The organism is Paenibacillus sp. A3 (genome assembly GCF_001399685.1).
In the GTDB taxonomy this organism is placed as follows: domain Bacteria; phylum Bacillota; class Bacilli; order Paenibacillales; family NBRC-103111; genus Paenibacillus_G.
This window is the reverse complement of record NZ_JTHN01000262.1, coordinates 1-25,124: the sequence shown is the minus strand read 5'-3', so window position 1 is coordinate 25,124 and position 25,124 is coordinate 1. Positions and strand designations below refer to the sequence as shown.

Genomic DNA, 25,124 nt, shown 5'->3' with positions numbered 1-25,124 from the left:
AGGTTAAGTTTATATGAAGGCCCGCGGACCCGCCGAATAAAATCGGCTGGCGAAAGCCATGATATCGGTAAAGGAGGGATTTCCCATGAATATTATGGACGGGATGGACGCTGCCCGGTACAATTCGGCAAACCCGGACGATAAGAGCAAAGAGAAGAAAGCCGAGGAAGACCGCAAAGAGATGCCGGCCCAAGTGCTGAGAAACTTGAACAACAAGTGACCGCTGGAAGGAAAGGAATTGCGCAATGACCCCGGATAATAACAAAACGGCAGACGGAAGCGCAGCGGATATCCGAAGCCTGGAAGTCGATTCCGACGTCAATGACGATCCGAACCGCGAAGCTCTGCTTGATCAGTCGTTTCAGAGCTTTTATGAGAACATCAAGCGGCAGGTTCGGGCGAAAGAGGACATAACCAACGTCCCCGGGGAATCCGTCTTCGACGCAGCGATTGGCATGGACGAGGAGCCGGAGGAAGAGGGATAGCGGTAGGTATCTAAAGCTTCGTCCGGCTGATTGGGCAAAAAACATCCGTCTGACCCAACGGTCAAACGGATGTTTCCGGTTAAAGCGCCGACAGCTCCGCCTCTATTCGGTTTCCTCGCCTTTGTTGGCGGCGATCAGGACAAGCGAGCCGTCCGGGTTCCGATAAACGACGTTCTCGATGCTGCCGCCGCCGAAGCCGGAGGAATCGATCCGCACGGCTCCCGGCGCGGCGAATTTGTTAATTGGATTGAAAAAAGTATAATACAATATTTATTATTTCCCATGATGGGACAATAACGAACTATCGCATATTACTTGGGGAAATTAGAATTTACGAGAAAGGACTTCCATGGCTAAACAGGGGTCTATAAAATGAAATTACAGAAAACCACCAGTGGTTTTTCTTATACCGTAGTATAGAATTTAACGAAGAAAGATTTTACTTATGTATTCAGCTTACTTGACATTACACTTTTTTCCAGCCTCAAATGCAACAGCTCCGTTTGCAAATCGCCGCTGATCGTATGGATTAAGCCGACCACATCTTCGACCGTGTGCAAATGAATCGAATCCGAATGCTGCTCAATACAACTGAGCACGGCTGTAACGCATTGCTCGCACGTTGCGATTTTTTGCGTTAATTCCCTCTCCTCCACCAATAAATGCTCGTACTTATCTGCGAACTCGTTCTCCATGATTTCACCAACTTTTTTGGAATAATGGAAGTTTTAAGCTCTGATACGCATATGTGTACCAGGTGTATGCATATTATATGGTACGTTAATACGTATAGTCAAGCGTTCCATCAAAAACTAATGGTGAGTAAATTATGTCCAAAAAAGTTCAAGTAAAAATTGCCGAGTTGACAAAAAAGCATCGAATTTCGCTGCGGGAGTTATCCCGTCTCTCCGATGTTCGTCATGCTGCATTAAGCGAATTATCCAACGGCAAACGCGAAAATATCAATTTCGCCCATATCGAAAAAATAGCGGAAGCTCTGAACATATCGGACATTCGTGAAATTATCGACCTCATTGACCTCGAAAACGACGGTTCGTTAAAGTAAATTTGTAAAAACAGCGCTTCTTCTGCTATTAGTAGAAAGCCCCTCTTCGCGAGCCAGAGAGGAGCTTCAGCTACTATTCTTCGTTGGACTCCTCCATCAAACGCCATTCTTGCCTCGTGCAAAAATTCTCCAATATTTAAACTACCCCGCCCGTTTTAACAATAGAGCAGCCGCATAGATTCGACTTTTTGTTTCATGTACGCAATGGCTTCAATAGGTCCCGTTATTTTTACATCACTCCCGAATTGCCAGATAAAGTCCACGTAAAAGCTCAAGTCCTCTGCAGCTATCCGGATGTCGGCATGCCCGCTTCCGTCCTCACTGCACACGATATAAGGAGCGATCCGCGAATTCGATTCCAACAACCATACGCCTTTTTTCGTCAGCTCCAACCGGAGCACCGTTTGTTCCTGTTGGTTTTTTTGGGGCTTATCTATTAGCGTCTTCTGAGTGATATCATCCCGGCAAGGAATCGATTCATCGATCGACGCAGACAGAATCCGATCTGCTCTAAATTGCCTGATTTCTTCCCGAAGAAAACAAAATGCGGGACAATACCAAAAGCCGGAACTCGCATAGAGCCCGATGGGCTGAATATTGCGCTTCGAAACACCGCTGCCGGATTTGTATTCGATGGTGACTACGCTGCGAATCATAATAGCCTGCAGCAGGGTTTGGAGAATCTCCGGAGACATCCATCGATAGGGACTCCAGAACATGATCCTGTTCTTTAAACGATCAATCTTCTCCTTTACATCCGCAGGTAAATAGTGGTAAAACTTGCGAAGCGCGGAATCTGCTCCCTCGCCGAATGGCAGTGTACTGAAGTAATCCAAAGATTGGCATGCAAAAAACATCGCAATAGCTTCGCCTTCGGAGAAACTGATCGGCGGGAGGAGCCTTTCTTGAAGCAGTCTATAACCTCCGCCTCTTCCTTGGACAGAGTAGATGGGAACACCGAGCTCGCTTAGTTCCTGCAAGTCCCGCGTAATCGTTCGGCTGGACAGTCCGAATTCATCGGCCAACTCCCGGACGGTAAATGACTTGCTGGCGTTTATTCTCATCATCATTTGGATTAGCCGCTGTGACTTCTGCATACCTTCCCTCCTCCATGTATTATTTTTATCTTAGCACATAAATAAGCCATAATTTGTCGTATTTAAATGCTACATTTAACTTGTAATCATCTTAACCGGCAATGGAGGAGAAGAAGATGTCCATTCAAGAAGGCACACAAGAAAAGATAGGTTTCGTTTTCCTTAGCGGAGCGGGACTGGATAGCCGTATCTGGAGTAAAGTTGTGGATGGACTTGATTATCCTCATCTGATGGCCACTTATCCTCGAAGAAAAGATTTAATGGAATCGCGGAAAAAGCTTTCTCTAGACGATTATGTTACTCATGTAAAAAGACAAGTAGACGAATGGGGACCTCGGAGGTTCGTTATCGTGGCGCATTCGCTTGGGGGAGTGATCGGTCTTCGGCTTACATCCGAATGGAACGATCGATTAGCAGGCTATATCTCGGTAGGGGCAGCGATTCCGAAAAACGGCGGTTCCTTTTTGTCCGTGCTGCCATTCCCCCAAAGAATGCTAATCTCAACGATCATGCGAATAATCGGTACGAAGCCGCCGGAATCGGCAATTCGTGCGGGATTGTGCAGCGATCTTTCAGCAGAACAAACTACGGAGATCATCAATGGGTTCACACCCGAGGCCATACGCGTGTATACGGACCGAATCAAGGTATCCCTGCCGACGGTTCCAATGTTATATGTAAAGCTAACCAAAGACAAGGAGTTCAGTCCCTCTTTGCAAAATAAAATGATTTCGAACCTTTCCCCCCAATGGGTACGAAGTCTGGACACAGGGCACCTGCCCATGCTTAGCGATCCGGATGGGTTAAGAGCTATTTTAGAGGAATTCATGATAAACGCGAGGTCATAAAGGTAATGGATATTTCCAATCCTTTTGTAAAGCTGGATTTCTTCGAAGTCGATCAAGGTCGTTGGCCGGATTTTGAGAAGCTTTTTGAACGTCGGGGTGGACCAAAGAATTGCTGGTGTATGGTTTGGCGCGGGAAACCTGAAGATCGGAAAACGAAGGCAACCAAAAAATCTGCAATCCGGAACGTGGTTCAAGAACATGTTCCCATAGGTACTTGGGATATGCGGGCGACGAGCCTGTAGCATGGTGCTCCATCGCTCCGCGCTCAACTTATCGTGCCCTCGGGGGATTATACGAGACAAATGAGCATCCCGATCAGGTCTCGTCTTTGGTTTGTTTCTATATGGCTCGTGAGTTTCGCGGACATGGGGTCATGAAACAACTGCTTCAAGCGGCTGTTGAACATGCGCGTCAGAGGGGTGCAGCCGTTGTTGAAGCTTACCCTGTTGACCCCGACTCCCCAAGCTATCGTTTTATCGGATTTGTTCCGCAATTTAAAGAGTTCGGCTTTGTCGAGGTGGGTACTGCGGGAAGTCGGCGGCATGTGATGCGTTTCATGCTGGATTTGTTCACCGACTGCCCCGTCAGTCCATAACAAATTATTTCTCCGGAATGGCCTGCGACAGCGCCCGAACCAGATTGAACAGCGATGACAAGGTGTTCGTGTCCGTCACGCTGCCATCCGACCCGATCATCTTACTAACGAACGGAACGGCAAGCGACGCTTCGTCCGGGATAGCCGCGCTCATCATCTTTAGAGTTAGTGTCAGCGAGTGCAGCGCTGTAGCGCCACCATCCGGATGCGGCGACGCGCTTATGACCGCCGTCGGCATGTTCATGAACTCACCCGAGGATACGACCCAGTCCAGCGCGTTCTTGAGCGTCCCTGGCACTCCTCGCGCATATTCCGGCGTACAGATCACAATCGCATTTGCCGCTCGCAGCTCCTCCCGCCATTCGCGCACCGCCCCATGCAATTGAGCTTCGTCACCGTCTAAGTCTGGACTGAAATGCGGTAAACTCGCGAGCCCTTGATACATACGAAACTCCATACCGGCGGGCATCATTCCTCCGATGAACGAGAGCAGCCGTGTATTAGACGATTGCTCGCGCAGACTTCCTGATATTCCTAGCACTACTAGACTTCGTTGTTCCATTCAGTTCACCCTCTTTTCCATTCGGTATCTGCATTTTAAACCATATCATTAATGTCATAGTCAATGGGAGCATAGTATTTGAAATTTATTCAGAATACTTTATGCAGCAAGAAAAAACTGGACAAATTGCCGCTGTAAATTTATATTAACATTATGAATATGTATAATGATTATATTACTAAAGGAGGCTGCGCCGATGCAGCTGCAGGCCAAATATGTGGCTCTTGCCCTATTAAGCAAGCGGCCGATGACCGGGTACGAAATCAAAAAAAATTTTGAAGGACCGATCTCCTTTTTCTTCGAGGGAAGCTACGGAAGTGTCTATCCAACGCTTAAAAATTTGGAGAAGGAAGGCTGTATCGAGAAACGCACGATTATACAGGAGGACCGTCCGAACAAAAACGAATATTCCATCACGGAGGTTGGCCGGGCGGTTCTGGCCCAATATTACGAGCAGCCGGTCGAGGAAGATAACGTGCGCTCCGATGTGTGCATGAGGCTGTTTTTTGGCGGGAAGATGGACGAGGGCGAGATGCTGGATTGGATCGGACAAAGCCGCAAGCAGCACGAAGCAAAGCTGAACATCCTTCAAGGGATGCATGATCAATATCATCAGCAGATGCCCAAGCATCAGCTGCTTTCTCTCACCATCGGGATTCGTTATCACCAAGCCAAAATCGATGCCCTGCTGGAATGCGCGGAAATGCTGGACAACCATAAGGAGGAGAAGTGAACATGGGAGCGCTGATTTTTTTGCATGTGCTTGGAGCCGTACTGTTCCTCGGTAACATCATTACGGCGGCGTTCTGGAAGCTGTCGGCGGAGCGTGGTCAAGATCTGGCCCACATCCGGCGGGTCGCGCGCAATGTCATGCACGCCGATTACTGGTTTACGCTGCCCGGCGTCATCCTGCTGCTGGCAACAGGCCACATCATGGCCGCCTTGAACGGATACTCGCTCGCGGAGCTGAACTGGATGACGGCGTCGGAAGCCTTATTTGTGCTAAGCGGCTTAATCTGGGGCGCTCTCCTCATTCCCGCCCAGCGGACAATGATGAAGCAAAGCATCATCGCCGAGGCGGAAGGCGCGCTTACCGCTGCGTATCGGAAAGCTTCCCGCACATGGGATGTGTTCGGCACGCTGGTCATCATCATCCCGCTGTTCGTGCTGTACTTGATGCTGGTTAAGCCGTTCTGAGAGAGGAAGCGGATTTTTTGGAAATTATGAGGTTAGAAGATGTTATTGATCTGCCAGACCGTGGTTTGGTACTGAAGATTAGTGTAGATGAAACGGATCCTTATCAAATTACAAAATTAAAGAACTTGACTGGTTCAAAGATAGCAGTAAGCAATGTAGACGGAACAAGCTTTGAATTTGAGGTTAAGGATGTCAGTATATCTTTTTCAATTGCCAACTTTCCGCTTATTGCCTTAAATATTAGAGAAAGAGTAGACATAGAGAGGATTCAAAAAGGTTCAAACATACACCTAATATGAAACTTTCAAACGGTCTAAAGATCCGCCGAACGTACTTTTATAGGGCGGAAATCCGCCACTCATTTTATTCTTGATCTCTTTGAAGACCGCCTAAAACTTTATTCACAAGCTGATCGGCTTGCCGCGTTGTTTCCGGTAAACGATACTTCGGAGAGAGCTTTAAGATCCATTCGCAAGCCGTTTCTAAAGAAATACGATGACCGATGGACACGAAAATAGGTTTAATATGATCCTGAGTTCTTAACACAGCCCCGATCACCTCGCCATGATCAACCAATGGTGAAGAAGATCCTCTTTTTCGTCCGGGGTCTTGGAACTCCCCTAATAACTTCGTTTTTCCACATCCAATGGTAGGAATGTCGAAGAGAACGCCCAAATGACTCGCTAATCCGAATCGTCTGGGGTGGGCCATTCCCTGTCCATCGCAGACAATGAGCTGAGGAGGGGTCTTTATTTGCTCGAATGCTTTAAGCAGCGGAGGAATCTCCCTGAACGAAAACAACCCGGGGATATAAGGAAAATGAACCGTGTCTTCCACCACAACCGATTCTATGATATGTAATGAACTTGCTTCTAAAATAACGATCGCAGCAATTAATTTGTCGCTGTGTTCACTATACGCTACGTCCACTCCAGCAATATAATTAACTTCAGCAAGTTGATCTTCCCTTATCATTTTTAAAAATAACTCTTTTTGCAGTTTGACTGCATCCATTTCAGATAATTTCCATGCATGCTTTAAGATCGGTTCCATGATCAAGCCCCCAAGAAGTTTAAAAATTCCAATCGGTTTGCAGCAAAATATTCCTTAAGTTATTATAACCGATTGGTCACTAAGGGGACGGGTGAAGCTACTGATAATGATAAATTATTTAAGAGAGGTAGTTTTAGAAAAGGTGCTCGTACTAAAGCAGAAGACGATGCTCCAAGAAATGAATTAGGAGAAATTATTTGTCCTACTTGTGGTGAAGTTATTCCAGATAGCATTATGATTAATACAAAGAATGGACCAGTCAAACGAATTGGATATGACTTAGACCATTATCCAGATACGTGGGCCGAAAGAGTTGCAAGCATGAAGGCAGGTGAAGAATTGCCTACACGCAAGGAAGTGTTGGATGAGTATAATGAGCGATTAAGGGTTCAATGTCATGAATGTAATATCAGTCATAAATTTGAAGGTGTAGAGGGAACTTATAAAGGAGTTAAAAAGGATGATTAACTATGGAGAACTATATTATGACCATTACAGCAAATTTTTAAGAGAGCCTATTGACCGAGAGGTGTTTAAAAGTACTAAAGAAATGCCAAGTATACAGATATTGAAGTATGAAAATGTTTTTGAGGAGTGCTTAGTTTACAATTCACTTGGATTTAGTAAGTATGAGGAAATAGTAGGGGCTAATGTTGAGGTTTCAATGGTAGTTGATGGTGCTTTTAATAGTACAGGTTACCTTCTTGCAAGTACATTATTTTATTGTATCGGCAACAAAATGCAAATAGGAAGGGGGATATCGATAAGAGGGCTTGAAAGACTTGATAAAGAGTTTGTTCAAAAATACAATAAAAGCGCAATTTATTTTACTGAACCATACGCTTTCCCAGAAGAATATAGTATTGTTCGTACTAATACTAAGGATAAAGATGGTAGAATATTATTGGCTTTTTATATTTCACAGTCAGAATGTGAATATTTTGTTAAATATGGAGCGGAAAAATTCGAGGACTTATTAGAAGAAAAGAACGTTGACCCATTTAATGTAAGTAGAGAATCCGCAGTTTGAGAGGTTCTTTAATTATAGTAAATTAATTAACCTGTATATTTAAGCATGTAACGGTTCTGTTAAGAAATTTGTGTGAACTCGTTTACAATCCCAACATCAAGATCGTACAATATAACCAACAAAGCCACGATACTGGCTAGCCGCCCGTGTTGTGGTCTTTTTCGTTCTTTGGTATGAATACGGCGGTTGATGAAATAGACCCCCACCCAGTGCCGAATGAACCCATTATTCAATCAATAACACATATAGCCCATGTAATACCCGCATAAAGGATTCTTCAATTCTGTTGCACGCACATGAAGCTTGAATTTTATAACCTATTTAACGTAATAGCATTGCATCGAACAGGTCAATTATGGTCAGATACCACCATGATTGATCTGTTTTTTGTTATCTTCGCTTTCTCACAGCTTTTTTAAAATTTATCGCAACAATTTGGCAGAATAAAACGATAGTTAGTGTGAGGGACGGTCAAAGAATTTTTCATCGCAACTAAGCGAGTAGAAGTTCCGACTATTAACAGTGTAGAGTTCAAAATCTGGTGACGACCAGTTTACATATATTAGGCGAGGGAAACGTTGGATGGCTAGCCACCTTCCCAACTTCATAGCCGCCATGCAGCGGCATAAAACTATGAGAAGGGTGGTAATGAAAATGAGTAACTTCTGGTTGATTAAGAATAACCAAGCCGCAAATGAGTACATGGACAAGGTGAGCCAAGAGAGTCAGTTCACGTCACAACATAAGGGGTTTACCAAAGTGCCGCATAAAATCCATCGGTGCTACGGCTTAACACAATATGAAAAGCTGATTCTGATTGACCTAATCGCGTATATGAGCGACAAAAGTCAATGCTATCCGACCATCGAAATGATGGCTAGAAACATCGGATGCAGTTCAAAGTCAGTAGAACGCCATATCAAGGAATTGGCAGACAAGAAGATGATTCTAGTCAGTCAGGGTAAGAATAACACCTATTCCCTGTCGAATTATCTGCATTGCCACCCATATCTGTTAATGTCGGAAAAGACCCATGAGGTTATCGGAAGCGTACGGAAGCAAGTAAACGAGCGAGAGTTGACGCTTTGGATTCAGGGCATGGTCAAGCGTGACGAATACAAGTCGTATATTGACCAACTTCAAAGACTCAATGAAAGAAGACTGCCCATTGACAAATTTGCTGAGAAGGAGATTCTGGAAAGCTATGCTCAGTTCCTGAAAGCTGAGATGACCAAACGCTTTCCGTCCGATGTGAACGGGTAAAAATGATGAGTCTGTCATTTCAGCAGACTCTCTGTCCGAATAACCGTCATATAGTCTGTTGAAGGATGCATAAATGGTGCTGTAGACAATGTGTCCATGATTTAGACATAGAGTCGGTTAAGAAGGACAGGGAGTCTGAATGAAAGACATAAAGTCTGTTACGAACCGTCCGACAGTCTCACTAATAATAATCATAAACAATACTCAATTAAAGAAGAATTAAAAAAGAATCAGTTAAAGAAGAAACAGCAGACACGCCATTGGCGGTCTGCGATTTCGGGGGATTTTTGATTCTTGAAGGGGATTGGTAAAAGCGGCGGATAACTCTTTTAAGGATACTTTACTCAAGAATCAAAGAAAGAGTTCCGCCGCCGCACTTCTCCGCCCTACCCTGTCGGGTGGCTCTGAACACATAAGGTTTTACAAGCGTTTCTACGAAGTGCTGGTAGAAGAAGGGGGTGTGTCTGCCGATAACGTGGTTCTACGAGCCTATAGTCGGCAATAAGGGGTGCGGCAATGTGTTACTCATCTTCCATAACGATAAGGTCATGAAGTTCGATGTCGAGCGTCTTACATATGACTTCAAACGTGCTGAGATGGACTCTATCGACTTCATTTGAGCATAGATGACTGATTGTATTTGGTCTTAATCCCGTAAGTCTGGCTAGTTCGCGTTGGGACATGTTTCTTTCAGCCAGTATTTCCTTGAGTTTCACGATAATAGGCATAGCTAACCTTCTTTCCAAACATCAACCTCTCTTTATTATACGTATACGGATTGGGTGGGTCTAATAAAAGTGATTGATTGTATCGCTTAGTAGATATATAATTCATTTGTATCTATTAGGCGTTACGATAATCTCAATTACTGTTACGGAGGGGGAGATGGCATGAATCACTTAATCCACAGACTGGAACAGTTGCAGATGAGAGAAGCTGTTGTTCATGAGAAATTGAAAACCTGTATCACTTATCAATCTGCTATCTTGGACTTTACCATTCGGGAAGGGTTTCGTTGTCAGCGTACAGCCATAGAGGATATTGTATTAGCCGTTAATCGTATTGAGATGGATTTACGTACGGAATGTTGTCATCTCAAGTTAGAACAGGCGTTAATTACGAGTGAGATGCAGTTTACTGAGGGAGCGACAACATGAAGAACGTCATCGGTTACGTAAGAGTCTCGACTAGCGGACAAGCAAAGGACGGTTACAGTCTAGGGTATCAGCAGGATGAAATCCGCTCCTATTGTCAGGAGCAAGGATGGAACTTGATGAACATATATGTGGACGAAGGAATCAGTGGAGCAAAGGTCAACGAGGATGCTCTTGAGGTGGACAGGATAGGCTTCCAGAGCATGCTAACCGCCCTAGCCAGTAAAACCATTGATGCAGTTGTCGTCCTCCATACAAGCCGTTTATGGCGGTCTGACATTGTGAAGGTTCTCGTTCACAGAGAATTTAAAAAATACGGGGTGGACGTTCGGAGCATTGAACAGCCCACCTACAGCATTTACAAGAAAGACCCGAATGACTTCCTGATTAACGGCTTGATGGAGTTGCTAGACGCTTACCAACGTCTTGACATCGCTATGAAGTTAAGTCGAGGAAGGAGCAAGAAAGCCCAACAGGGCGGCTATGCAGGTGGTAGAGCTACATTCGGATACAAAGCCAAGAAAGGGCAGAAGTGTATCCAAGTAGACGAGAGACACGCCGAGACCGTTCGTAGAGTATTTGAAATCAAGGAACAGCATCCTGCTTGGTCATTAACCCAAATAGCTGAAACCTTGAACCAAGAAGGCTATACAACTGGGCAAGGCAGATTGTTTACAAAAGTACAAGTTAAACGAATCTTAGACAAACGTGATTTTTATAGCGGTACATATTGCTATGGAGATATACAAGCAGTTAGCTTGCATGAAGCCATTCTGTAACAGGAACTGAATGGAGAGGCTTGCGTCCCATTGCGGCTCGAAAGAGTACGCTCGAACTGAGGTTGCCCCCATTCTATTCCTAATCATCAAAGAATTTGTATACAGGGGTGATTCCTTTTATGCACTACAAGCAAAAGCATATATATGTCGGACTAGATTTACATAAAGCCCACCATACAGCCGTCATTATCGACTGTTGGAATACAAAACTGGATGAAATCCAAATTGAAAACAAGCCAATCAGTTTCGATGATTTGTTGAAGTGGGTAAAGAAGCATTGCAAAAAAGGAATGACTCCTGTCTATGGATTGGAAGATACGGGCGGCAACGGTAGAGCACTCGCCGTTCATCTTGTCGAGAAAAAACAAATCGTCAAGGAAGTCAACTCTGCCCTTTCCTACAATGAGCGTAAGAGCTATGCCACCACACAAAAGAGCGACAGTTGGGATGCGTATTGTATCGCCAAAGTGTTGCTCTCCAGACTGGATGAACTGCCAGACGCAAATCCACAGGATATTTACTGGACAATCGGGCAACTGGTGGCAAGACGTAACGCATTGGTCAAACATGCCAGTTCATTGAAAAATCAATTGCACCAACAACTAAGCTACCACTTTCCGTCCTATAAAAAGTTCTTTTGTGACATTGACGGGAAAGCCGCCCTTGCCTTTTGGGAAGAATACCCTGCACCACATCACTTGGAGACGGGGGGGGAAGAGGAACTGGCAACCTATCTTCGCAAAGCTAGCCATAACACCTGTTCTACCCGTAAAGCAGAAGGAATTCTGGAATTGGTAAAGAAGGATGGGGAGACAAAGCGAAACTACCAAGAATCCAGAGACTTCCTCATTGTGAACATGGTACAGGACATGAAACGAAGCAGAGAACTGATTAAAGAAACAGAAGCTCAACTTCGACAGGTCATGCCTCAACTAGATTACAAATTAGAGTCGATGGATGGCATTGATGTCGTAACCGCTTCTCAAAAGCGGATAAATTAGCCCGTTTTGCAGGAATTGCTCCTGTTCGCTTTAGTTCGGGCGGCAAGGGCAAAGACCAAGCAAGCGGACAAGGAAATCGAGTGCTGAACAGCATCTTTCACAACCTAGCAGTCCAACAAATCCAAGTAGCCAAAGGAAGCAACAAGAAACAGCGAAATCCCCTCATGCACGAGTTCTACCAAAGGAAGCTAGCAGAAGGCAAGACAAAGAAACAAGCCCTCATATGCGTGATGAGAAGGCTTGTAAACATCATCTACAGCATGATGAAGAACAAAACGGAATACAGGGCGGCTACTCCCCTAACAGAGCGACAAGCAGGATGATAGAATGGTGGTGATTGGTAATACGATTGCCACCTTCTTTATTCCCCAGTTTAAGATTACAACTTAGGGGACGGGTAAAGGTGGTCCGAATTTTAGTCCAAATTCCAAAAAAAATTAAAAAACATGCTCAAGATAAGGGATGAAAGAGTTCCTTTTATCAATTGTAAATGACTCAAAAAATCTCGCAATTCGAAACCTTTTGAGTGGAATACAATCGACTCTGTAGACGCTTTTGTTCAGGGTGATGCAGTTGTTTTAGTTAATCGAATTACAAACAAACTATTGACTTTCTTAAATAAAAAAGGAGATCGTTTATCAAGTAAGTTAAAATCCGAATTAGATTTAATTAGAGAGTGAGGACGACTATGAATAACTATATAATATCTTTTACAAAAAAGTTTGATTATTTTTTCGAGCAAAAAGAAATTTCAAATATTATTTATTTACATGATGAGGATGATAATGAGAGATTAGACCATGTCCTTTTCCTTGAGAAAGATAATGGTGATGTTATAGGCTTGTATATAAAAGGCATGAATCCGTTAATCTCAGTGAATAGAATTTACGATTTGGATGATTTTAATTTATTTGCTAGTTATGAAGGATTAATTGAATGCAAGGAAAATATTGAACTCAAAATAGAGTATATAGGTTTGTTTTTTAGCACTCAATACAACGAATTATTGGGTTTCTATTTGGCGAATAACGATGCCTCTAGTTCTATATTTATATTATTTTTACAAGATGAAATTTATATGGAAAAGGATTGTAGTAAATACGAAGCTAGTAGGATGCTTGAAAAAAGATATTCGACTGAAGGTTTTATAACTTACGAAAAAAAATGTGAGACTGACTGGAAACAAGAAAACTTCTAACAGAGAACAAGCAGAAAACAGGCAAGCTAATAGGTGGTATCGCTAGTAGTCTTAGCAACCGCCGTTACTTTTTAGTAGATTGGTTTTACAACATAGGGACGGGTAACGCTGATAATGCTTTAGTAACCTCATGTTGATAATAGGCCTATAGGAGGCAAAAATGAAACGGGTATTTTATATGAAAACGAGGGAACGTGTTCCAGGAGATAAAAAAAATATTTACCTCGATAAAATTGGAGGAGTACCAGCTCATAAACCAGAAAAATTCCCTATTCATTTAGAAGATGAACAATATGGATTTGTAATGCAAATCTATTGCGATAAGGAGAAGTTTCCCAATATTGAAGGGGTTTTATGTTGGCAGATATATCAAGATATTAATGAAGAAGATATTCCAATCATTATAGAAGTACCAATTGGTGCAGAATTGAATAGTAATAATGAAGGCACTCCTATTAATCGATTAAAAGAGCGTATCGTATACTATGAAGAAGGGCTAGAACCAGATGTATTAGAGATTGGTCTTGGAATTTATAGTGATGAGGAAGAGGATAGGTATTATTCATCCAAAATAGGTGGTGCTATTCCAGAAGATTATATGAGTCCTGATTTTGAATATATTGGACGAATGTATGAGAGTATTTATGATGCTGATGACTACGGCTTGAATTTTGGTATTGAAGTTTTAAATCTGGCTAGAAATCGTAAAGGAAAAATGGAATTAATATAAAAACTCTCTTTCTTAAGTGCGTTTTATATAAAAATTTTAGAAGGAAGAGTTGTCTATGACGAGAATCGCTATAACACTTCTATCTGGAAGCGCTGGTAATCTGTTAATGACTATCAAGAAACATACAGGTTTAGGCCTATCCGAGATTAAAACTCGTATTAGTAATATCAGTCCTCTTATGGAAGTTGATTATGTGAATAATAATGAGATGGAAAAAATGAAAGATTTAGTCGAAGATTTAATTCAACATAAAGCGAACTTCAAACTTTTTGAACAAGACGAAGATTACAAAGAAGAGTTACCGCTTGAACACTTTATGAATAGCTTTGAAATGTCACGACAAATTGCAGAAGATAGAGAAAGAATGGATGACATTTTAGGAGAAGAAGACAACGAATAAAGAGAAATGGGGGTACCGTAATACCTGATAAAGATTTCTCAAATCTGTTCGAACGGGTGAACTGAATTTTACAACTTTTACAGAAGAGGCGATCTTTTGCGAGACAAATTGATGACATCTATTGTTCTGTATGGTCCCATCGAAGCTCGAGAAAAGAACATATGGGACTGGTATCAATATTCATTGAAACTAAATGAAGGGTTAGGATATCCTTCGACCCATTTGGGTATGATCGGAGATAGCTTTAAATCAGGAAAGTTAACTACAACGAAACGAACAGAAACAAAGTTAAGAAAGGCATTAGAGAACGGGGAGAGTATTGAAACCGTATCTATCTACTCATTACCTGAGGGGTTTACTCAAGCGGCATTTGATTTTAATACTTTTATTTCAATGAATAGAAGGCTAAATCAGTTTATAATCGTTTCAGTCCCGAGTGTAGATTTTAGCAAATTCGATAAGAGAGAACTGATAAGAGATTTAGGGCACTTTATTACATGCAGAGAGGCTGAAGTCTTTGAACTGTCAATCCTGGAAAGCCCTTTGATTTATGCTTCCAAAGTAAACCAAGAATCCGATTTTAAGAGCCTGAAAAAAATAGATAAGTATGATTTATAGTTATATAGATCGGTATGTCGCCTCGAAGTTCTCTTATTTGTTATGAAAAAGAATCGTTAAGACACAAGGATAGCTTTCGCAGCTGTCCTTGTATCGTGCCAATTATACTTTCTTCAGGTTCCGGATAATGACCATGATCGACAAAATCAAACAGACCAATGCGGGAATGGTGGTTGCAACCGGTTGATTTGCCCGAAAAATATGGGCATGAATCGCTCCTAACAAGAGAATTACCAATAATGCGCCTGCCCCAATAGCCAAACGTCGGTTACGGATACCAGCAATTAGCATGATACCTCCAATCAGTTCAAGAAATCCGGTTACTGACATGAACCACAATGGGTATTGGTAGTGCTGCCAATGCTCAACCTGAAACGGAACACGTAACAGTTTTATAATGCCCCCTGTAAAAATAAAAACGGCCAGAATCACTTGCAAGACATTAGCTATGATTTGACTTCACTCCTTTGAAAATGTTGTGCATAGGCACCTTCATTTGCAAGCATGCCGTATAACAAGTTCTCTCCTGATTAGATCTTCTCCGGTGCCAGGAAAAGCCCGATGCGGATTAAAGTACTCTACCGCTATCAATACCCGCTTGGGAACGTCTGTGCTTCTACATTAGGTGTACGGTGGGTTGAGTCAACCCAGCTCGTGTAACAATCGTGCTCACTTTCGTTTCGTGAAACAAAAAAAATACGCACAACCAATATCAATTATAAATATTACTCAAAAATAACGTTACTTTCAAGTATTATTTTCAGATTCGCCGATTAATAAAGTGGTGGAAGTAACTTTTCCGAAGTGTATCCGACCGAACACGGTATTCAGATCAACGGCAAATGCCCGTTTTATGAAGCGAGACGCATCATATTTGCGAAAATATGGGCTGACCAAAATGCAACTTTCGAGCAGGACACGCCAGGCAACGAAATAACACCGCACCAACGGCAATTGAAGCAGTGGCTGACGACCTCTTTACGAGATGCCAGCTATTTGAACGACGAACCTCTCTAACCGGCAAAAAAAAAAAAACGCAAACCCGGTGATTCCAACCCTGCCTGGTTTGCGTTCTTTACTTTCTGTTTATTGATCCGCCGATCGAGCCCACCGCAGCAGCAGCACGGCCGCTTCCGCTCGTGTCGTATGCTCCTGCGGCGCAAAGCGTCCGTTCTCCCGCCCTTGAACGAACCCGTGCTGCCGGGCGGCGGCAACATAGCCCTTAGCCCAGACGGGAATATCCGCCGCATCCGTAAACATCGAGAGCTCCGCTTCGGACCCCGCTTGCAAGTTAGAGGCGCGAGCCGCCATTGCGATCATCTCGGCCCGCGTCACTTGCGCGTCCGGGCGGAAGGTTCCGTCCTCATATCCATCAACGATCCCGCGCTGTGCGGCAATCGACACGGCTTCGGCGGCCCAAGACGGGATGGCTTCCTGATCCGCGAAGGCTGCCGCCGGAGGCGCAGTCGGCCCCGACTTGTCGAATCCTTTGGTCCGGGCCAGCATCGCAATGAACTGGACCCGGGTGACCGGATCGTTCGGCCGGAACGTTCCGTCGTCGAACCCATCGACGATGCCGCAGCCGGAAGCCTCCGAGACAAATGACTCCGCCCAATGTCCGGACATATCAGTAAACCGGACCTTCGCTACCGGGACGCAAGCCGCCGAAGAACCGGCAGGCTTATCAGGTACAGCGGGCTGTTGGTCGGGCACTTCCGGCTTTTGCGGCACTTTAGGCTCCTCGGCAGGAGCCGGGCCCCCTCCTCCCGCATTTCCCCCGGAGGAAGAGTCCGACGGCTGCTCCGGGGCAGCCTCCCGATAAACGCGTACTGTATAGCTCCGCACAGTTTGCCCGTCCGGCGCCGTTACCGTAATCCGAATCGTTGTTGCCCCAACCTGCAAGGCAATCGGCGCAGATGCTTCCCCGCTAAGCGTCACCTTGCCGTTGATCGAGAGCCGGGCGTTCGGGTCATAGACCGACGCCGTCACCGCTGTGCTGTCGATCGAATGGCCTACGCTCGCTTCGTACGCGGTGATTTCGCTGTCAAATGCCGGGGACAGCGCCGCTCCGGTCAGTCTTAGACCGGTTAAGCCGGCGTTCGTGCTTGGCTTGCGGGTGACCTCCACCGTGTACGCCTGCGTGCTGACACGGTCCTGCGCAGTTACCATAATCGTGAGGCGGTTGACGCCAACCTGAAGCTCGACCGGCTGAGACGGCTGATGGCTCGCTACTTCTCTGCCGTTAACGGTCAGCAGCGCATTCCGGTCATAGACCGATGCCGTCACCGTCATGCTCGTCACCCCATGCTCGACAGCCGCTTCATACCGAACAATGCCGCTATCGAACGCCGGGCTCAAAGTTCCCTCAGATAACAAGAGCCCGTTCAAGAGGACATTGGAGCTCGGCTTCCGGTGTACCATCACCATGTACGACTGCGTCGTGACTCCGTCTTGCGCGGTCACCGCGACCGTTATCGGGTTGGCACCCACCTGAAGCTCCACAGGCAGTACCGCCTCTCCACTTGCAAAAGATTGCCCGTTAATGCGAATCGAGGCCTCGCTGCTCACCGCCTTTGCCCGCACCGTCAGCGCGTAGACGTCATTCGTGACGGTCGCCGTATAGCGCGTCGTCCCTCCTTGGAATTCCGGAGCCAGAGCCGCGTGACTCAACGTCAGCTCGCTCAATTGCACTTCGCTGGAGGGCAATCTCGTCACCAGCACGTTGTAGAGCTGAACCGTCGTTCCGTCCTGCGCCGTCACCTGAATCGTGATCGTCTGAGCTCCGACACGGAGCCGAAGCGGCCCCGAGACGGCTTCCCCATCTTGCAGCACCAGAACCGAAGCGTTCCCGTCAGCAGGAACGGCAGTCACCGTAGTCGCCGTCACCGAATACGGAACTTGGGCCGTGTACCGGTAAGTCGTCCCGGTGACCGTTTCATTCAGCGTCACATCGCTGAGCTGCAAGGTGTGCAGCACTGCATTGTCCGATACGACCGTGAACGTGTGGCTCGCGGAAAATGGTCCCGAATTGCCCGCCGCATCCGTCGCCTGCGCCTTCACGGCATGCGTACCTACAGCCAGGCTATCCGTCAGCGTATAGCTCCACCTTCCGCTCTCGTCTGCAGCCATTTCCGCCAGTGGCACTTCGTTCACGTACACGCTCACCGTGACACTGGCTTCCGCCGTGCCCGCGATAGCCGGCTTCGACCGGTTCGTCACTTCGCCGTTAGCCGGGTTTGTCACGACAGGCGCCGGAGGGGCCAACGTATCTACCCTGAACCTGATCTCCGCGGATAGCGGGCTCATATTGCCAGCGGCATCCGCTGCCGTCGCCCTAACCGTATAGACGCCATCGACGAATACAACAGGCGGAATAAAGGTCCAACTGCCTCCCGCATCCGCCATCACGGTGCCTGCCGGGCTTCCGTTCACCGCCACATGGACAGTGGCATTGGCTTCAGCGGTCCCTCGAATAACCGGCTTGCTTTGTTTCGTCGCCGTACCATCGGCCGGAGCTAGGATAACCGGAGCCGCGGGCGCTTCGGTATCTACCGTAAAACGCACGGTGGCAGACGCGGGGCTCATATTTCCCGCCGCATCCTTTGCCCGTACTTTGACCGCATGCCCGCCATCCGCCAGAACGTCCGGAAGCGAATAAGACCAACTGCCTCCGGCATTTGCCGTCCCTGCTGCCGTCTCGGTTCCATCCAAATCAATAATAAGAACTGCCCCCGCTTCGGCGGTCCCGGAGATCACCGGCCGGTTGCTGCCTGTGATGGCCCCGTCGGCTGGTGTAAGGATAACCGGGGCGGCTGGAGCTTGCGTATCTACGGTGAAAGAGACCACGGCGGACGCCTGGCTGACATTCCCCGCCGCATCCGCTGCGGTAGCTTGCAGGCTGTGCGCACCGTCAGCCAAATCCGTAGGCCACGGGTACGTCCACGTGCCGCTGCCGTCTGCGGTCGTCGTGCCGGCCTGAGCCGCGTCCAAATACAGCGCTACGGTCGCGCCCGCTTCCGCCTGACCGGTAATGATCGGCCTAGGGCTATTGATCCAAGCGCCGTTGACCGGTTTACCGATCACCGGCGGTGCCGGAGGCTGCGTATCGATGGTAAACGATATTTCCACGGAAGCCGGACTTTCGTTGCCTGCGGCGTCCTTCGCAACCGCCTTGACTTTGTGAATGCCATCCGCCAGCGCGGCGGCCGGAGTATATGACCATCGGCCGCTTCCGTCCGCGGTCACGGTCAAGCTCGCCCCACCGTCCAACGTGACGTTCACGGTCGCATTCGCTTCAGCCGTGCCGGTCACCGTCGGCTTGTTGTTCGGAATAACCGCTCCCGCCACTGGCGCCGTGATGATAGGAACCGCCGGAGGTGTCCGGTCGATGCGAACGACGGTCGAGGCAATGACGCTGGTATTCCCCGCATGGTCTATCGTCCTCGCACTTACCGTCGTTTGCCCCTCGGCGGTAATCGTCACCGGGCCCGTATAAGCCGTCCATGCGAGCATCGTCGCTCCTGACAAGCTGTATTCCGTTCGGTTCACGCCCGAGCCGCCGCTATCCGTTCCTCCTGCGATCGTTACCGTGACATTCGATCCGGTCCATGAACCTGCGGATGCGCCAAGGGTAGGCGCCGTCGGGGCAGTCCGATCGATTTTTACGATGGCCGAGGCTATAGCGCTTATATTCCCCGCATGGTCTATCGTCCTCGCACTTACCGTCGTCTGGCCTTCAGCCGTAATCGCCACCGGACCTGTGTTCGTCGTCCATGCGAGCGTTGTCGCTCCCGTCATGCTGTATTCCGTTCGGTTCACGCCCGAGCCGCCGCTATCCGTTCCTCCCGTGATCGTCACCGTGACATCCGAGTCAGTCCAAGAACCTGCGGATGCGCTAAGGGTCGGTGCCGTCGGAGCTGTCCGGTCGATTTTCACGACGGTCGAGGCGATAACGCTCGTATTCCCCGCATTGTCTACCGTTCTCGTACTTACCGTCGTTTGGCCCTCGGCCGTGATCGACAATGGCCCGGTGTATGTCGTCCACCCCAACGTCGTCGCTCCCGTCAAGCGGTACTCCGTACGGTTCACGCCCGAGCCGCCGCTGTCCGTTCCCCCTGTGATCGTCACAGCGACGTTTGCCGCAGAGGTCCATTGCGAGGTCGCCGGAATAACCGCCGGAGCCGTCGGCGCCGTCTTGTCAATGGACACCACGGCAGTTCCGACGCTGCTGATGTTCCCTGCGTTGTCGATCGTTCGCGCACTTACCGTCGTTTGGCCCTCGGCCGTGATCGTTACCAGACCGGTATACGTCGTCCAAGCCAGCGTCGTCGCGCCAGATAAGCTGAACTCCGTACGATTCACGCCGGACCCGCCGTTATCGGTTCCGGACGTAATCGTTACCGTGACATCGGAGGCCGTCCATGACGCTGTCGAAAGCTTGACCGCCGGCGGCGTCGGCGCCGTACGATCGATTTTGACGACGGCCGTCGCGATTGGGCTTACATTGCCTGCGAGGTCTATCGTTCTTGCGCTAATCGTGGTTTGTCCGTCATTCGTAATGGTTATCTTGTCCCCATCGTTGTAAGGCGTCCAGTCGAGTGTCGTCGCCCCGGACAAGCTGTACTCCGTACGGGCGACCTCGGAGTCGGCATCCGTGCCCGGCGTGATCACCGCCGTTACGTCTTGTGTGCTCCACTCGGGGCCCGGGCCGCTAATCGCCGGGGCCGTAGGCGGCGTAAAATCAAACGTGAGCTTATATACGTTCACATTGGTTTCCCAATTCTCGTCATATCCGCCCATAGCGTACACATCATTCCCGAATACCGACAGTTGGGCATTGGTCAGCTGTCGGATCGTAGCCGTGTCCTTCGTCCATTGGTTCGTCGCCGGATCGTATATATAGAAATACTTTTTTCCCATCACCAGCACTTTGCCGTTCGGCAGCGTCACCTGGGCATGGCGGAAAAACGTGTCGCCTTCAAACGGCAGATTCCCCGCCTTGGTCCACGTATTATTCGATGGATCGTACAAATAAGCATCGAAGCGGTAGACGTAATGGCTCTGCCCGCCGGTAACGAGAACGCGCCCATCCTTTAGCGTGCTCTGTGCAGCATCGTAAATGGGATAAGGATAAGGAGCCGCTTCCTCCCAACGGTTCATACCCGGATCGTATACATAGGCCTGATTATACATCGTGCTGCGGTCGACTCCCGACCAAATCTCGTTCGCTCCGCCTACGATAAGCACCCGGCCGTCCAGCAAGGTGCTTTGGGTGTTTCCGAATATACTCCCTACCGGCAATGACGCGCCATCAGACCAGGTATTGGAGTAGGGGCTGTAAATTTTAGTCACGTTATTGTAAACGTATCCTGTCCCTGGGACAAACTTCGACCCGCCTGTGACGAGCACTCTTCCGTCCTTCATCATGCTTTGCTTGTGATAAGAAAGCTGCAAGGGCGGCGCAAGCGAAGTCCAGGACCGATCCGTCGGGTTGAATGTATAGGAATACCGCGCAAAAGTAGACGAATTTGCCTTTTGTCCCCCGGTTACCAAGATACGGTTGCCGGACTGCACCGCGCTGGACGTAACGCCCGAAATATTTTCCGGCATGTTCGACGAATCCGGCAATGGCTCCATCATGACTGCCGCATGCGCAAGCTGATTTCCCCCTGCAAGCACGCTCACCAAAAAGACTGCGCTCCAGAACAGTCTCCGTAATGTGATATGGATCAAACTCGAATTCACTCCTTCGAAAGTTCCTTGTTCCTTTTGGTCCAAATAGTTATAACTAGAGTACCAAATGGAGCAGCCAAACGATATTAACTTTGGTTAACTCCGAATCGTTAAATTTTTTATCGAGATCGTGTTGATGTATAATTTTTGGATGAAGGGGGCATATTCGCCATGACCTTTATGTTACTTGAACATTCCCCGCGTCCGTTGAAGCTCCGTGGCAACAAAATAACGGCCGCCACCGTCATTCCTTTAAGCAAAGAGCGGTTGTCCGCTGGCGATTGCGTCGGAACCAAGAGCGGTCTGATCATAAAACTAATCAGCAGCAGCGGTCACCTGACTCCGGGGCCTGAGGCCAGAGATGCGTTTTATCTTTCGGACGTGACACCCGCGACCTTGGACGAAGCGGCTGCCAGCGCACAGGACGGAGAGGTGTTTGTGCCCATCCATGGAACTTGGCGTATTCATCAGCTGCAGGCAGATGGGATCAAGCCGCTTCATTGGCCGGATTCCTTGGACGGCTACTGGATTACGGTGTCGTTCGTTCAAAACCATCTTGTCCGAGGCTGCGGATGGCTTCGCAAAACAGCTACAACCGGCGAGATGATCCTTGTTAACGGCGAGCTGAATTACGGCCGTCCTCTCACGATCACGGCGATGAAAACATTACGGAAGGCCACCGTCGAATGCGAATGCCGGGATTTTGCTTTCGTCGAAGTTAATTCGATCTCTACATCAAATGAGGTGCTGTAAATGAAATCGTTGGATGAACTTATTGACGAATCGGAATCGACGTGGCTAGAAGTGCAGGACTGGGTTGCCAAAGCGGCCAACACCGTCGAGATTTTACCCGCGAATCCGCACGAAGCCGCAGAGGCGCTGCATCAACTGCAAGTGACGACCAGATCCGTATTGGGTACAGTTGCGTATTATACGGGCGGCATCCTCATCGAGAACGGTTGGCTGCGCATCTTGGGTTCCGGCAGTCGTCGGCTGCCGAGGAATTTGATCACGTGGAATGAAATCGGCGTCGATGGAAAAAGTACGAGATTCCCTTCCTCCTTCTTGATTGCCGACGATGTAGTAGGCGGCTTTTTTGCGCTGAACGGCGGAGCTTTCGAGGGCAAACCGGGAGACGTTTTTTATTTCGCTCCCGATACCTTGGAATGGGAAAGCCTGGATATGGGTTTTTCGGATTTTTTATATTGGGCTTGCTTTGGCGATGTGCAAAAATTTTACGAAACCTTTCGTTGGGAAGGCTGGATGGAAGAGACGCGGCAAATCGAAGGAAATCAGGGAGTGTTGATTTATCCGTTCTTATGGGCGGACGGCGACCCTGTTACCGATCGCGGCAGATCCATCGTGCCAATCGAGGAACTATGGAAAATTTTTGTAAACGATAGTAAACTCGAATGAGAAAGTGCTAATTGGATTGGATAAGATTCCATCGAAAATGGAGCGTGATCCTTGTGAGAAACTCCTTCATCCTTGGGCTGAGTTGCTTGCTCGTTGTCGCACTGATCGCTATCTTTTTGCAAGACCCTGTCATAGTTTATACGTATGCCGGGATATTCGGGCTGATTTTTACGGGAGCGGCAGCTATTCTTACCGGTTCCAACGTAAGCGGTGATCGGGCGCGGGCCAACTATTGGATCAGTACCGCCAAGGATAGAGCAGCTAGAGGGAAGTGGGCAACGTATTGTTTTATGATCGGATTACCCAACCTGCTTCTGGCCGCCGTCGTATATTTCAGCTCGCTGTAAATCGAAAAAAAGCCGTGCATGTCCTTCAACCAAGGACCGCACGGCTTTAAACTCATCAGCGAATCGAGATCCGCATTTCCAGTTCCTTATAAAATTCGATTTGCGGCATCGTTTAGGTCGTCAGACGAACGGGCTGCTCTTGATCCAGCGGCGAGAACTCTTGTACGTACGAATAGGCCTCTCTGTTCTTGCCGACGAACTTCAAGCTTTTGCGCTCCAATGCCTTTCCGCTCTGGACAAGGCCTACGGCCCCCGCCTGATTACCGGTAAGCGGCCCGGTTACCTCGTAATGCAGCACCGTCTTCTCGTCCAGCTTTTCGAGCTTCCGAACGGTCGCCTTCCCGATAGCGCCCTTCCCCCCTTCCACCGTCTTCGGATCGAAATCCGTCAGCGGCTTTCCGATCATCTTCTCTGCTGCAAAAGCCTTCTGCGGCACCTGCACCGCCGGAATCGAAGCCATAAACAAGCCGGCCGCCGCAACCGTTGTTGCGATCAGGATTTTATAAGGTTTCATTGTACATTTTCCTCTCCCGTATATTCAATACACCCCATTAGAGTGTTGGCGATCTCCGTTTGGTTCTCGGCGGCGCAAAATTTTTTTCGCCAGGTTTTCGTAGGGTGCAAAATTCCATGCTCCGACGACTCTTTTAACATTTCAAATTTTTGCCTAAATTGTGTTTATCAAGTAGAATAGTTCCGTACCTTATTCGCGCGAGGAGGCCGGTGTTCTTTTCTTATTCGACATGCCATATGGTTTTAGGTGAGAGATTTTTCTTGAGGCGGTGATCCTGATGTCCGATCCGAACGAATTCGGGTCCCAATATTTCGAGAAAATATTAAATATGGTCGACGTGGGCGTCCATCTGGTGAACCGGGAAGGCACGACCGTCTTTTATAACGACAAAATGGCGGAGATCGACGGCCTTGCGCGGAAGCAGGTGCTGCATAAAAATATTTTTCACGTCTACCCTTCCTTAACCCACGAAACGAGCACGCTGGCCAAGGTGCTGCAGACCGGACAAGAGGTGCCCGAAAAAATACAGACTTACGTCAACGTCACGGGCAAACGCATTACGACCATCAACCGCACGTATCCGCTCTTCGATAACGAACAGCTCACGGGAGCCTTGGAGGTCGCCAAGGACATCACCAGCATCGTTCAGCTTCACGACCAGATTCTGGACCTTCGCCACCAGCTGTACCAAGCCAAGCAGAAGGACGGCAAAAAGACGGGCGCGGCACGCTATCATTTCAGCGACTTAATCGGAGAGAGCCCGTCGTTTCTGGAAGCGGTTTCTACAGCCAAAAAAGCGTCCCGCACCAGCTCCCCCGTCTTCATCTGCGGAGCTACGGGCACGGGCAAGGAATTGTTTGCCCAGAGCATGCACAATGCGAGCGTCCGCCGCAATCATCCGTTTATCGCACAGAACTGCGCCGCCGTGCCCGGCGACCTGATGGAGGGCATCATGTTCGGTACAACCCGAGGCGCGTTCACCGGAGCGGTGGACCGTGCGGGCTTGTTCGAGCAGGCCAGCGGCGGCACGCTGTTTCTG

At 48.0% G+C, this 25,124-nt stretch carries 30 protein-coding genes and 2 pseudogenes; 23 read left to right on the top strand and 9 right to left on the bottom strand.

The window, feature by feature from the left end; all coding sequences use genetic code 11:
* Positions 1-85 precede the first annotated feature (85 nt).
* Positions 86-220 carry a hypothetical protein gene (locus QJ48_RS39300; RefSeq protein WP_272948175.1) on the top strand — a complete coding sequence of 45 codons (135 nt, stop codon included), beginning with the start codon at positions 86-88 and terminating at the stop codon, positions 218-220.
* 25 nt (positions 221-245) lie between these two features.
* Entirely contained in the window at positions 246-485 is a 240-nt protein-coding gene (locus QJ48_RS32235; RefSeq protein WP_054977418.1) for a hypothetical protein, read from the top strand.
* A gap of 105 nt (positions 486-590) precedes the next feature.
* Here the strand turns inward: QJ48_RS32235 and QJ48_RS36425 are convergent.
* Both QJ48_RS36425 and QJ48_RS32230 read right to left on the bottom strand, forming a co-directional pair.
* Positions 591-725 (bottom strand): annotated as a pseudogene (locus QJ48_RS36425) (glycoside hydrolase family 30 beta sandwich domain-containing protein); the annotation flags it as partial.
* Positions 726-928: 203 nt separating this feature from the next.
* Complete coding sequence (locus tag QJ48_RS32230; protein WP_054977417.1) at positions 929-1,180, bottom strand: hypothetical protein; 252 nt, start codon at positions 1,178-1,180, stop codon at positions 929-931.
* Between the two features lie 134 nt (positions 1,181-1,314).
* On the opposite strand from QJ48_RS32230, the gene QJ48_RS32225 reads away from it, so the two are divergent.
* Positions 1,315-1,551 (top strand): helix-turn-helix transcriptional regulator, encoded by a 237-nt coding sequence (locus tag QJ48_RS32225; protein WP_054977416.1) that lies wholly within the window; start codon positions 1,315-1,317, stop codon positions 1,549-1,551.
* A 155-nt stretch (positions 1,552-1,706) separates the two neighbouring features.
* Here the strand turns inward: QJ48_RS32225 and QJ48_RS32220 are convergent, their stop codons facing one another.
* On the bottom strand, positions 1,707-2,648 hold the full coding sequence (locus QJ48_RS32220; protein ID WP_054977415.1) for a YafY family protein: 942 nt from the start codon (positions 2,646-2,648) through the stop codon (positions 1,707-1,709).
* Between the two features lie 116 nt (positions 2,649-2,764).
* Here QJ48_RS32220 and QJ48_RS32215 point away from each other — a divergent pair, with 116 nt between their 5' ends.
* The 3 genes from QJ48_RS32215 to QJ48_RS38375 are packed head-to-tail and all read left to right on the top strand — an operon-like array spanning position 2,765 to position 4,091.
* Positions 2,765-3,496, top strand: a complete 732-nt coding sequence (locus QJ48_RS32215) for an alpha/beta fold hydrolase (RefSeq protein WP_237763128.1) — start codon at positions 2,765-2,767, stop codon at positions 3,494-3,496.
* A gap of 5 nt (positions 3,497-3,501) precedes the next feature.
* Positions 3,502-3,738 carry a hypothetical protein gene (locus QJ48_RS38380; protein WP_202813855.1) on the top strand — a complete coding sequence of 79 codons (237 nt, stop codon included), beginning with the start codon at positions 3,502-3,504 and terminating at the stop codon, positions 3,736-3,738.
* Positions 3,711-4,091, top strand: coding sequence for a GNAT family N-acetyltransferase (locus QJ48_RS38375; RefSeq protein ID WP_202813854.1), 381 nt, complete (start codon positions 3,711-3,713; stop codon positions 4,089-4,091). Before QJ48_RS38380 ends, QJ48_RS38375 begins: the two co-directional genes overlap by 28 nt.
* A 4-nt stretch (positions 4,092-4,095) precedes the next feature.
* On the opposite strand, the gene QJ48_RS32205 is transcribed toward QJ48_RS38375, so the two are convergent.
* The gene (locus QJ48_RS32205) at positions 4,096-4,653 is read right to left on the bottom strand and encodes an NADPH-dependent FMN reductase (protein WP_054977414.1); all 558 of its coding nucleotides are present in this window, start codon (positions 4,651-4,653) and stop codon (positions 4,096-4,098) included.
* 196 nt (positions 4,654-4,849) lie between these two features.
* On the opposite strand from QJ48_RS32205, the gene QJ48_RS32200 reads away from it, so the two are divergent.
* Genes QJ48_RS32200 through QJ48_RS32190 form a run of 3 tightly spaced genes read left to right on the top strand, consistent with a single transcriptional unit; the run spans position 4,850 to position 6,149 of the window.
* A complete protein-coding gene (locus QJ48_RS32200; protein ID WP_054977413.1) occupies positions 4,850-5,386 on the top strand; it encodes a PadR family transcriptional regulator in 537 nt (178 codons plus the stop codon).
* A 2-nt stretch (positions 5,387-5,388) separates the two neighbouring features.
* Positions 5,389-5,850, top strand: coding sequence for a DUF2269 family protein (locus tag QJ48_RS32195; protein WP_054977412.1), 462 nt, complete (start codon positions 5,389-5,391; stop codon positions 5,848-5,850).
* A 26-nt stretch (positions 5,851-5,876) separates the two neighbouring features.
* Complete coding sequence (locus QJ48_RS32190; RefSeq protein ID WP_237763129.1) at positions 5,877-6,149, top strand: hypothetical protein; 273 nt, start codon at positions 5,877-5,879, stop codon at positions 6,147-6,149.
* Positions 6,150-6,213: 64 nt separating this feature from the next.
* On the opposite strand, the gene nfi is transcribed toward QJ48_RS32190, so the two are convergent.
* A complete protein-coding gene (gene nfi / locus QJ48_RS32185; protein ID WP_054977410.1) occupies positions 6,214-6,903 on the bottom strand; it encodes a deoxyribonuclease V in 690 nt (229 codons plus the stop codon).
* A 72-nt stretch (positions 6,904-6,975) separates the two neighbouring features.
* Between nfi and QJ48_RS36420 the strand changes: the two genes are divergently transcribed.
* The 3 genes from QJ48_RS36420 to QJ48_RS32175 all read left to right on the top strand — a co-directional run bounded on the left by QJ48_RS36420 (position 6,976) and on the right by QJ48_RS32175 (position 9,196).
* Positions 6,976-7,371, top strand: coding sequence for a GH-E family nuclease (locus tag QJ48_RS36420; protein WP_082420764.1), 396 nt, complete (start codon positions 6,976-6,978; stop codon positions 7,369-7,371).
* A complete protein-coding gene (locus tag QJ48_RS32180; RefSeq protein ID WP_054977409.1) occupies positions 7,364-7,933 on the top strand; it encodes a suppressor of fused domain protein in 570 nt (189 codons plus the stop codon). The genes QJ48_RS36420 and QJ48_RS32180 overlap by 8 nt, the downstream gene beginning before the upstream one ends.
* A 654-nt stretch (positions 7,934-8,587) precedes the next feature.
* Complete coding sequence (locus QJ48_RS32175; RefSeq protein ID WP_054977423.1) at positions 8,588-9,196, top strand: helix-turn-helix domain-containing protein; 609 nt, start codon at positions 8,588-8,590, stop codon at positions 9,194-9,196.
* A 521-nt stretch (positions 9,197-9,717) separates the two neighbouring features.
* Here QJ48_RS32175 and QJ48_RS32170 read toward each other — a convergent pair.
* Positions 9,718-9,924, bottom strand: a complete 207-nt coding sequence (locus tag QJ48_RS32170) for a helix-turn-helix transcriptional regulator (RefSeq protein WP_054977408.1) — start codon at positions 9,922-9,924, stop codon at positions 9,718-9,720.
* Between the two features lie 162 nt (positions 9,925-10,086).
* Between QJ48_RS32170 and QJ48_RS32165 the strand changes: the two genes are divergently transcribed.
* The 7 genes and pseudogenes from QJ48_RS32165 to QJ48_RS32135 all read left to right on the top strand — a co-directional run bounded on the left by QJ48_RS32165 (position 10,087) and on the right by QJ48_RS32135 (position 15,076).
* Positions 10,087-10,353 carry a hypothetical protein gene (locus QJ48_RS32165; protein WP_054977407.1) on the top strand — a complete coding sequence of 89 codons (267 nt, stop codon included), beginning with the start codon at positions 10,087-10,089 and terminating at the stop codon, positions 10,351-10,353.
* Positions 10,350-11,129 (top strand): recombinase family protein, encoded by a 780-nt coding sequence (locus QJ48_RS32160; RefSeq protein ID WP_054977406.1) that lies wholly within the window; start codon positions 10,350-10,352, stop codon positions 11,127-11,129. Before QJ48_RS32165 ends, QJ48_RS32160 begins: the two co-directional genes overlap by 4 nt.
* A gap of 119 nt (positions 11,130-11,248) precedes the next feature.
* Positions 11,249-12,453 (top strand): annotated as a pseudogene (locus QJ48_RS32155) (IS110 family transposase).
* A 365-nt stretch (positions 12,454-12,818) separates the two neighbouring features.
* Positions 12,819-13,328, top strand: coding sequence for a hypothetical protein (locus tag QJ48_RS32150; protein ID WP_054977405.1), 510 nt, complete (start codon positions 12,819-12,821; stop codon positions 13,326-13,328).
* 160 nt (positions 13,329-13,488) lie between these two features.
* A complete protein-coding gene (locus tag QJ48_RS32145) occupies positions 13,489-14,058 on the top strand; it encodes a hypothetical protein (protein WP_054977404.1) in 570 nt (189 codons plus the stop codon).
* A gap of 55 nt (positions 14,059-14,113) precedes the next feature.
* Positions 14,114-14,458 (top strand): hypothetical protein, encoded by a 345-nt coding sequence (locus QJ48_RS32140; RefSeq protein WP_054977403.1) that lies wholly within the window; start codon positions 14,114-14,116, stop codon positions 14,456-14,458.
* Between the two features lie 96 nt (positions 14,459-14,554).
* Positions 14,555-15,076, top strand: a complete 522-nt coding sequence (locus QJ48_RS32135; RefSeq protein WP_054977402.1) for a hypothetical protein — start codon at positions 14,555-14,557, stop codon at positions 15,074-15,076.
* A 102-nt stretch (positions 15,077-15,178) separates the two neighbouring features.
* Here QJ48_RS32135 and QJ48_RS32130 read toward each other — a convergent pair whose 3' ends face one another.
* Positions 15,179-15,529, bottom strand: a complete 351-nt coding sequence (locus QJ48_RS32130) for a DoxX family protein (RefSeq protein ID WP_054977401.1) — start codon at positions 15,527-15,529, stop codon at positions 15,179-15,181.
* A 633-nt stretch (positions 15,530-16,162) separates the two neighbouring features.
* Positions 16,163-21,808 (bottom strand): OmpL47-type beta-barrel domain-containing protein, encoded by a 5,646-nt coding sequence (locus QJ48_RS32120; RefSeq protein WP_237763127.1) that lies wholly within the window; start codon positions 21,806-21,808, stop codon positions 16,163-16,165.
* 171 nt (positions 21,809-21,979) lie between these two features.
* Here QJ48_RS32120 and QJ48_RS32115 point away from each other — a divergent pair, with 171 nt between their 5' ends.
* Genes QJ48_RS32115 through QJ48_RS32105 form a run of 3 tightly spaced genes read left to right on the top strand, consistent with a single transcriptional unit; the run spans position 21,980 to position 23,571 of the window.
* Positions 21,980-22,561 (top strand): hypothetical protein, encoded by a 582-nt coding sequence (locus QJ48_RS32115; protein ID WP_054977398.1) that lies wholly within the window; start codon positions 21,980-21,982, stop codon positions 22,559-22,561.
* Positions 22,562-23,224 carry a DUF2625 family protein gene (locus tag QJ48_RS32110; protein WP_054977397.1) on the top strand — a complete coding sequence of 221 codons (663 nt, stop codon included), beginning with the start codon at positions 22,562-22,564 and terminating at the stop codon, positions 23,222-23,224.
* A 53-nt stretch (positions 23,225-23,277) separates the two neighbouring features.
* On the top strand, positions 23,278-23,571 hold the full coding sequence (locus QJ48_RS32105) for a DUF5316 domain-containing protein (RefSeq protein ID WP_054977396.1): 294 nt from the start codon (positions 23,278-23,280) through the stop codon (positions 23,569-23,571).
* Positions 23,572-23,683: 112 nt separating this feature from the next.
* Here QJ48_RS32105 and QJ48_RS32100 read toward each other — a convergent pair whose 3' ends face one another.
* The gene (locus QJ48_RS32100) at positions 23,684-24,085 is read right to left on the bottom strand and encodes a hypothetical protein (RefSeq protein ID WP_054977395.1); all 402 of its coding nucleotides are present in this window, start codon (positions 24,083-24,085) and stop codon (positions 23,684-23,686) included.
* Positions 24,086-24,362: 277 nt separating this feature from the next.
* On the opposite strand from QJ48_RS32100, the gene QJ48_RS32095 reads away from it, so the two are divergent.
* Positions 24,363-25,124: sigma 54-interacting transcriptional regulator (locus tag QJ48_RS32095; RefSeq protein WP_157261824.1), on the top strand; the 762-nt coding region annotated here is incomplete at its 3' end.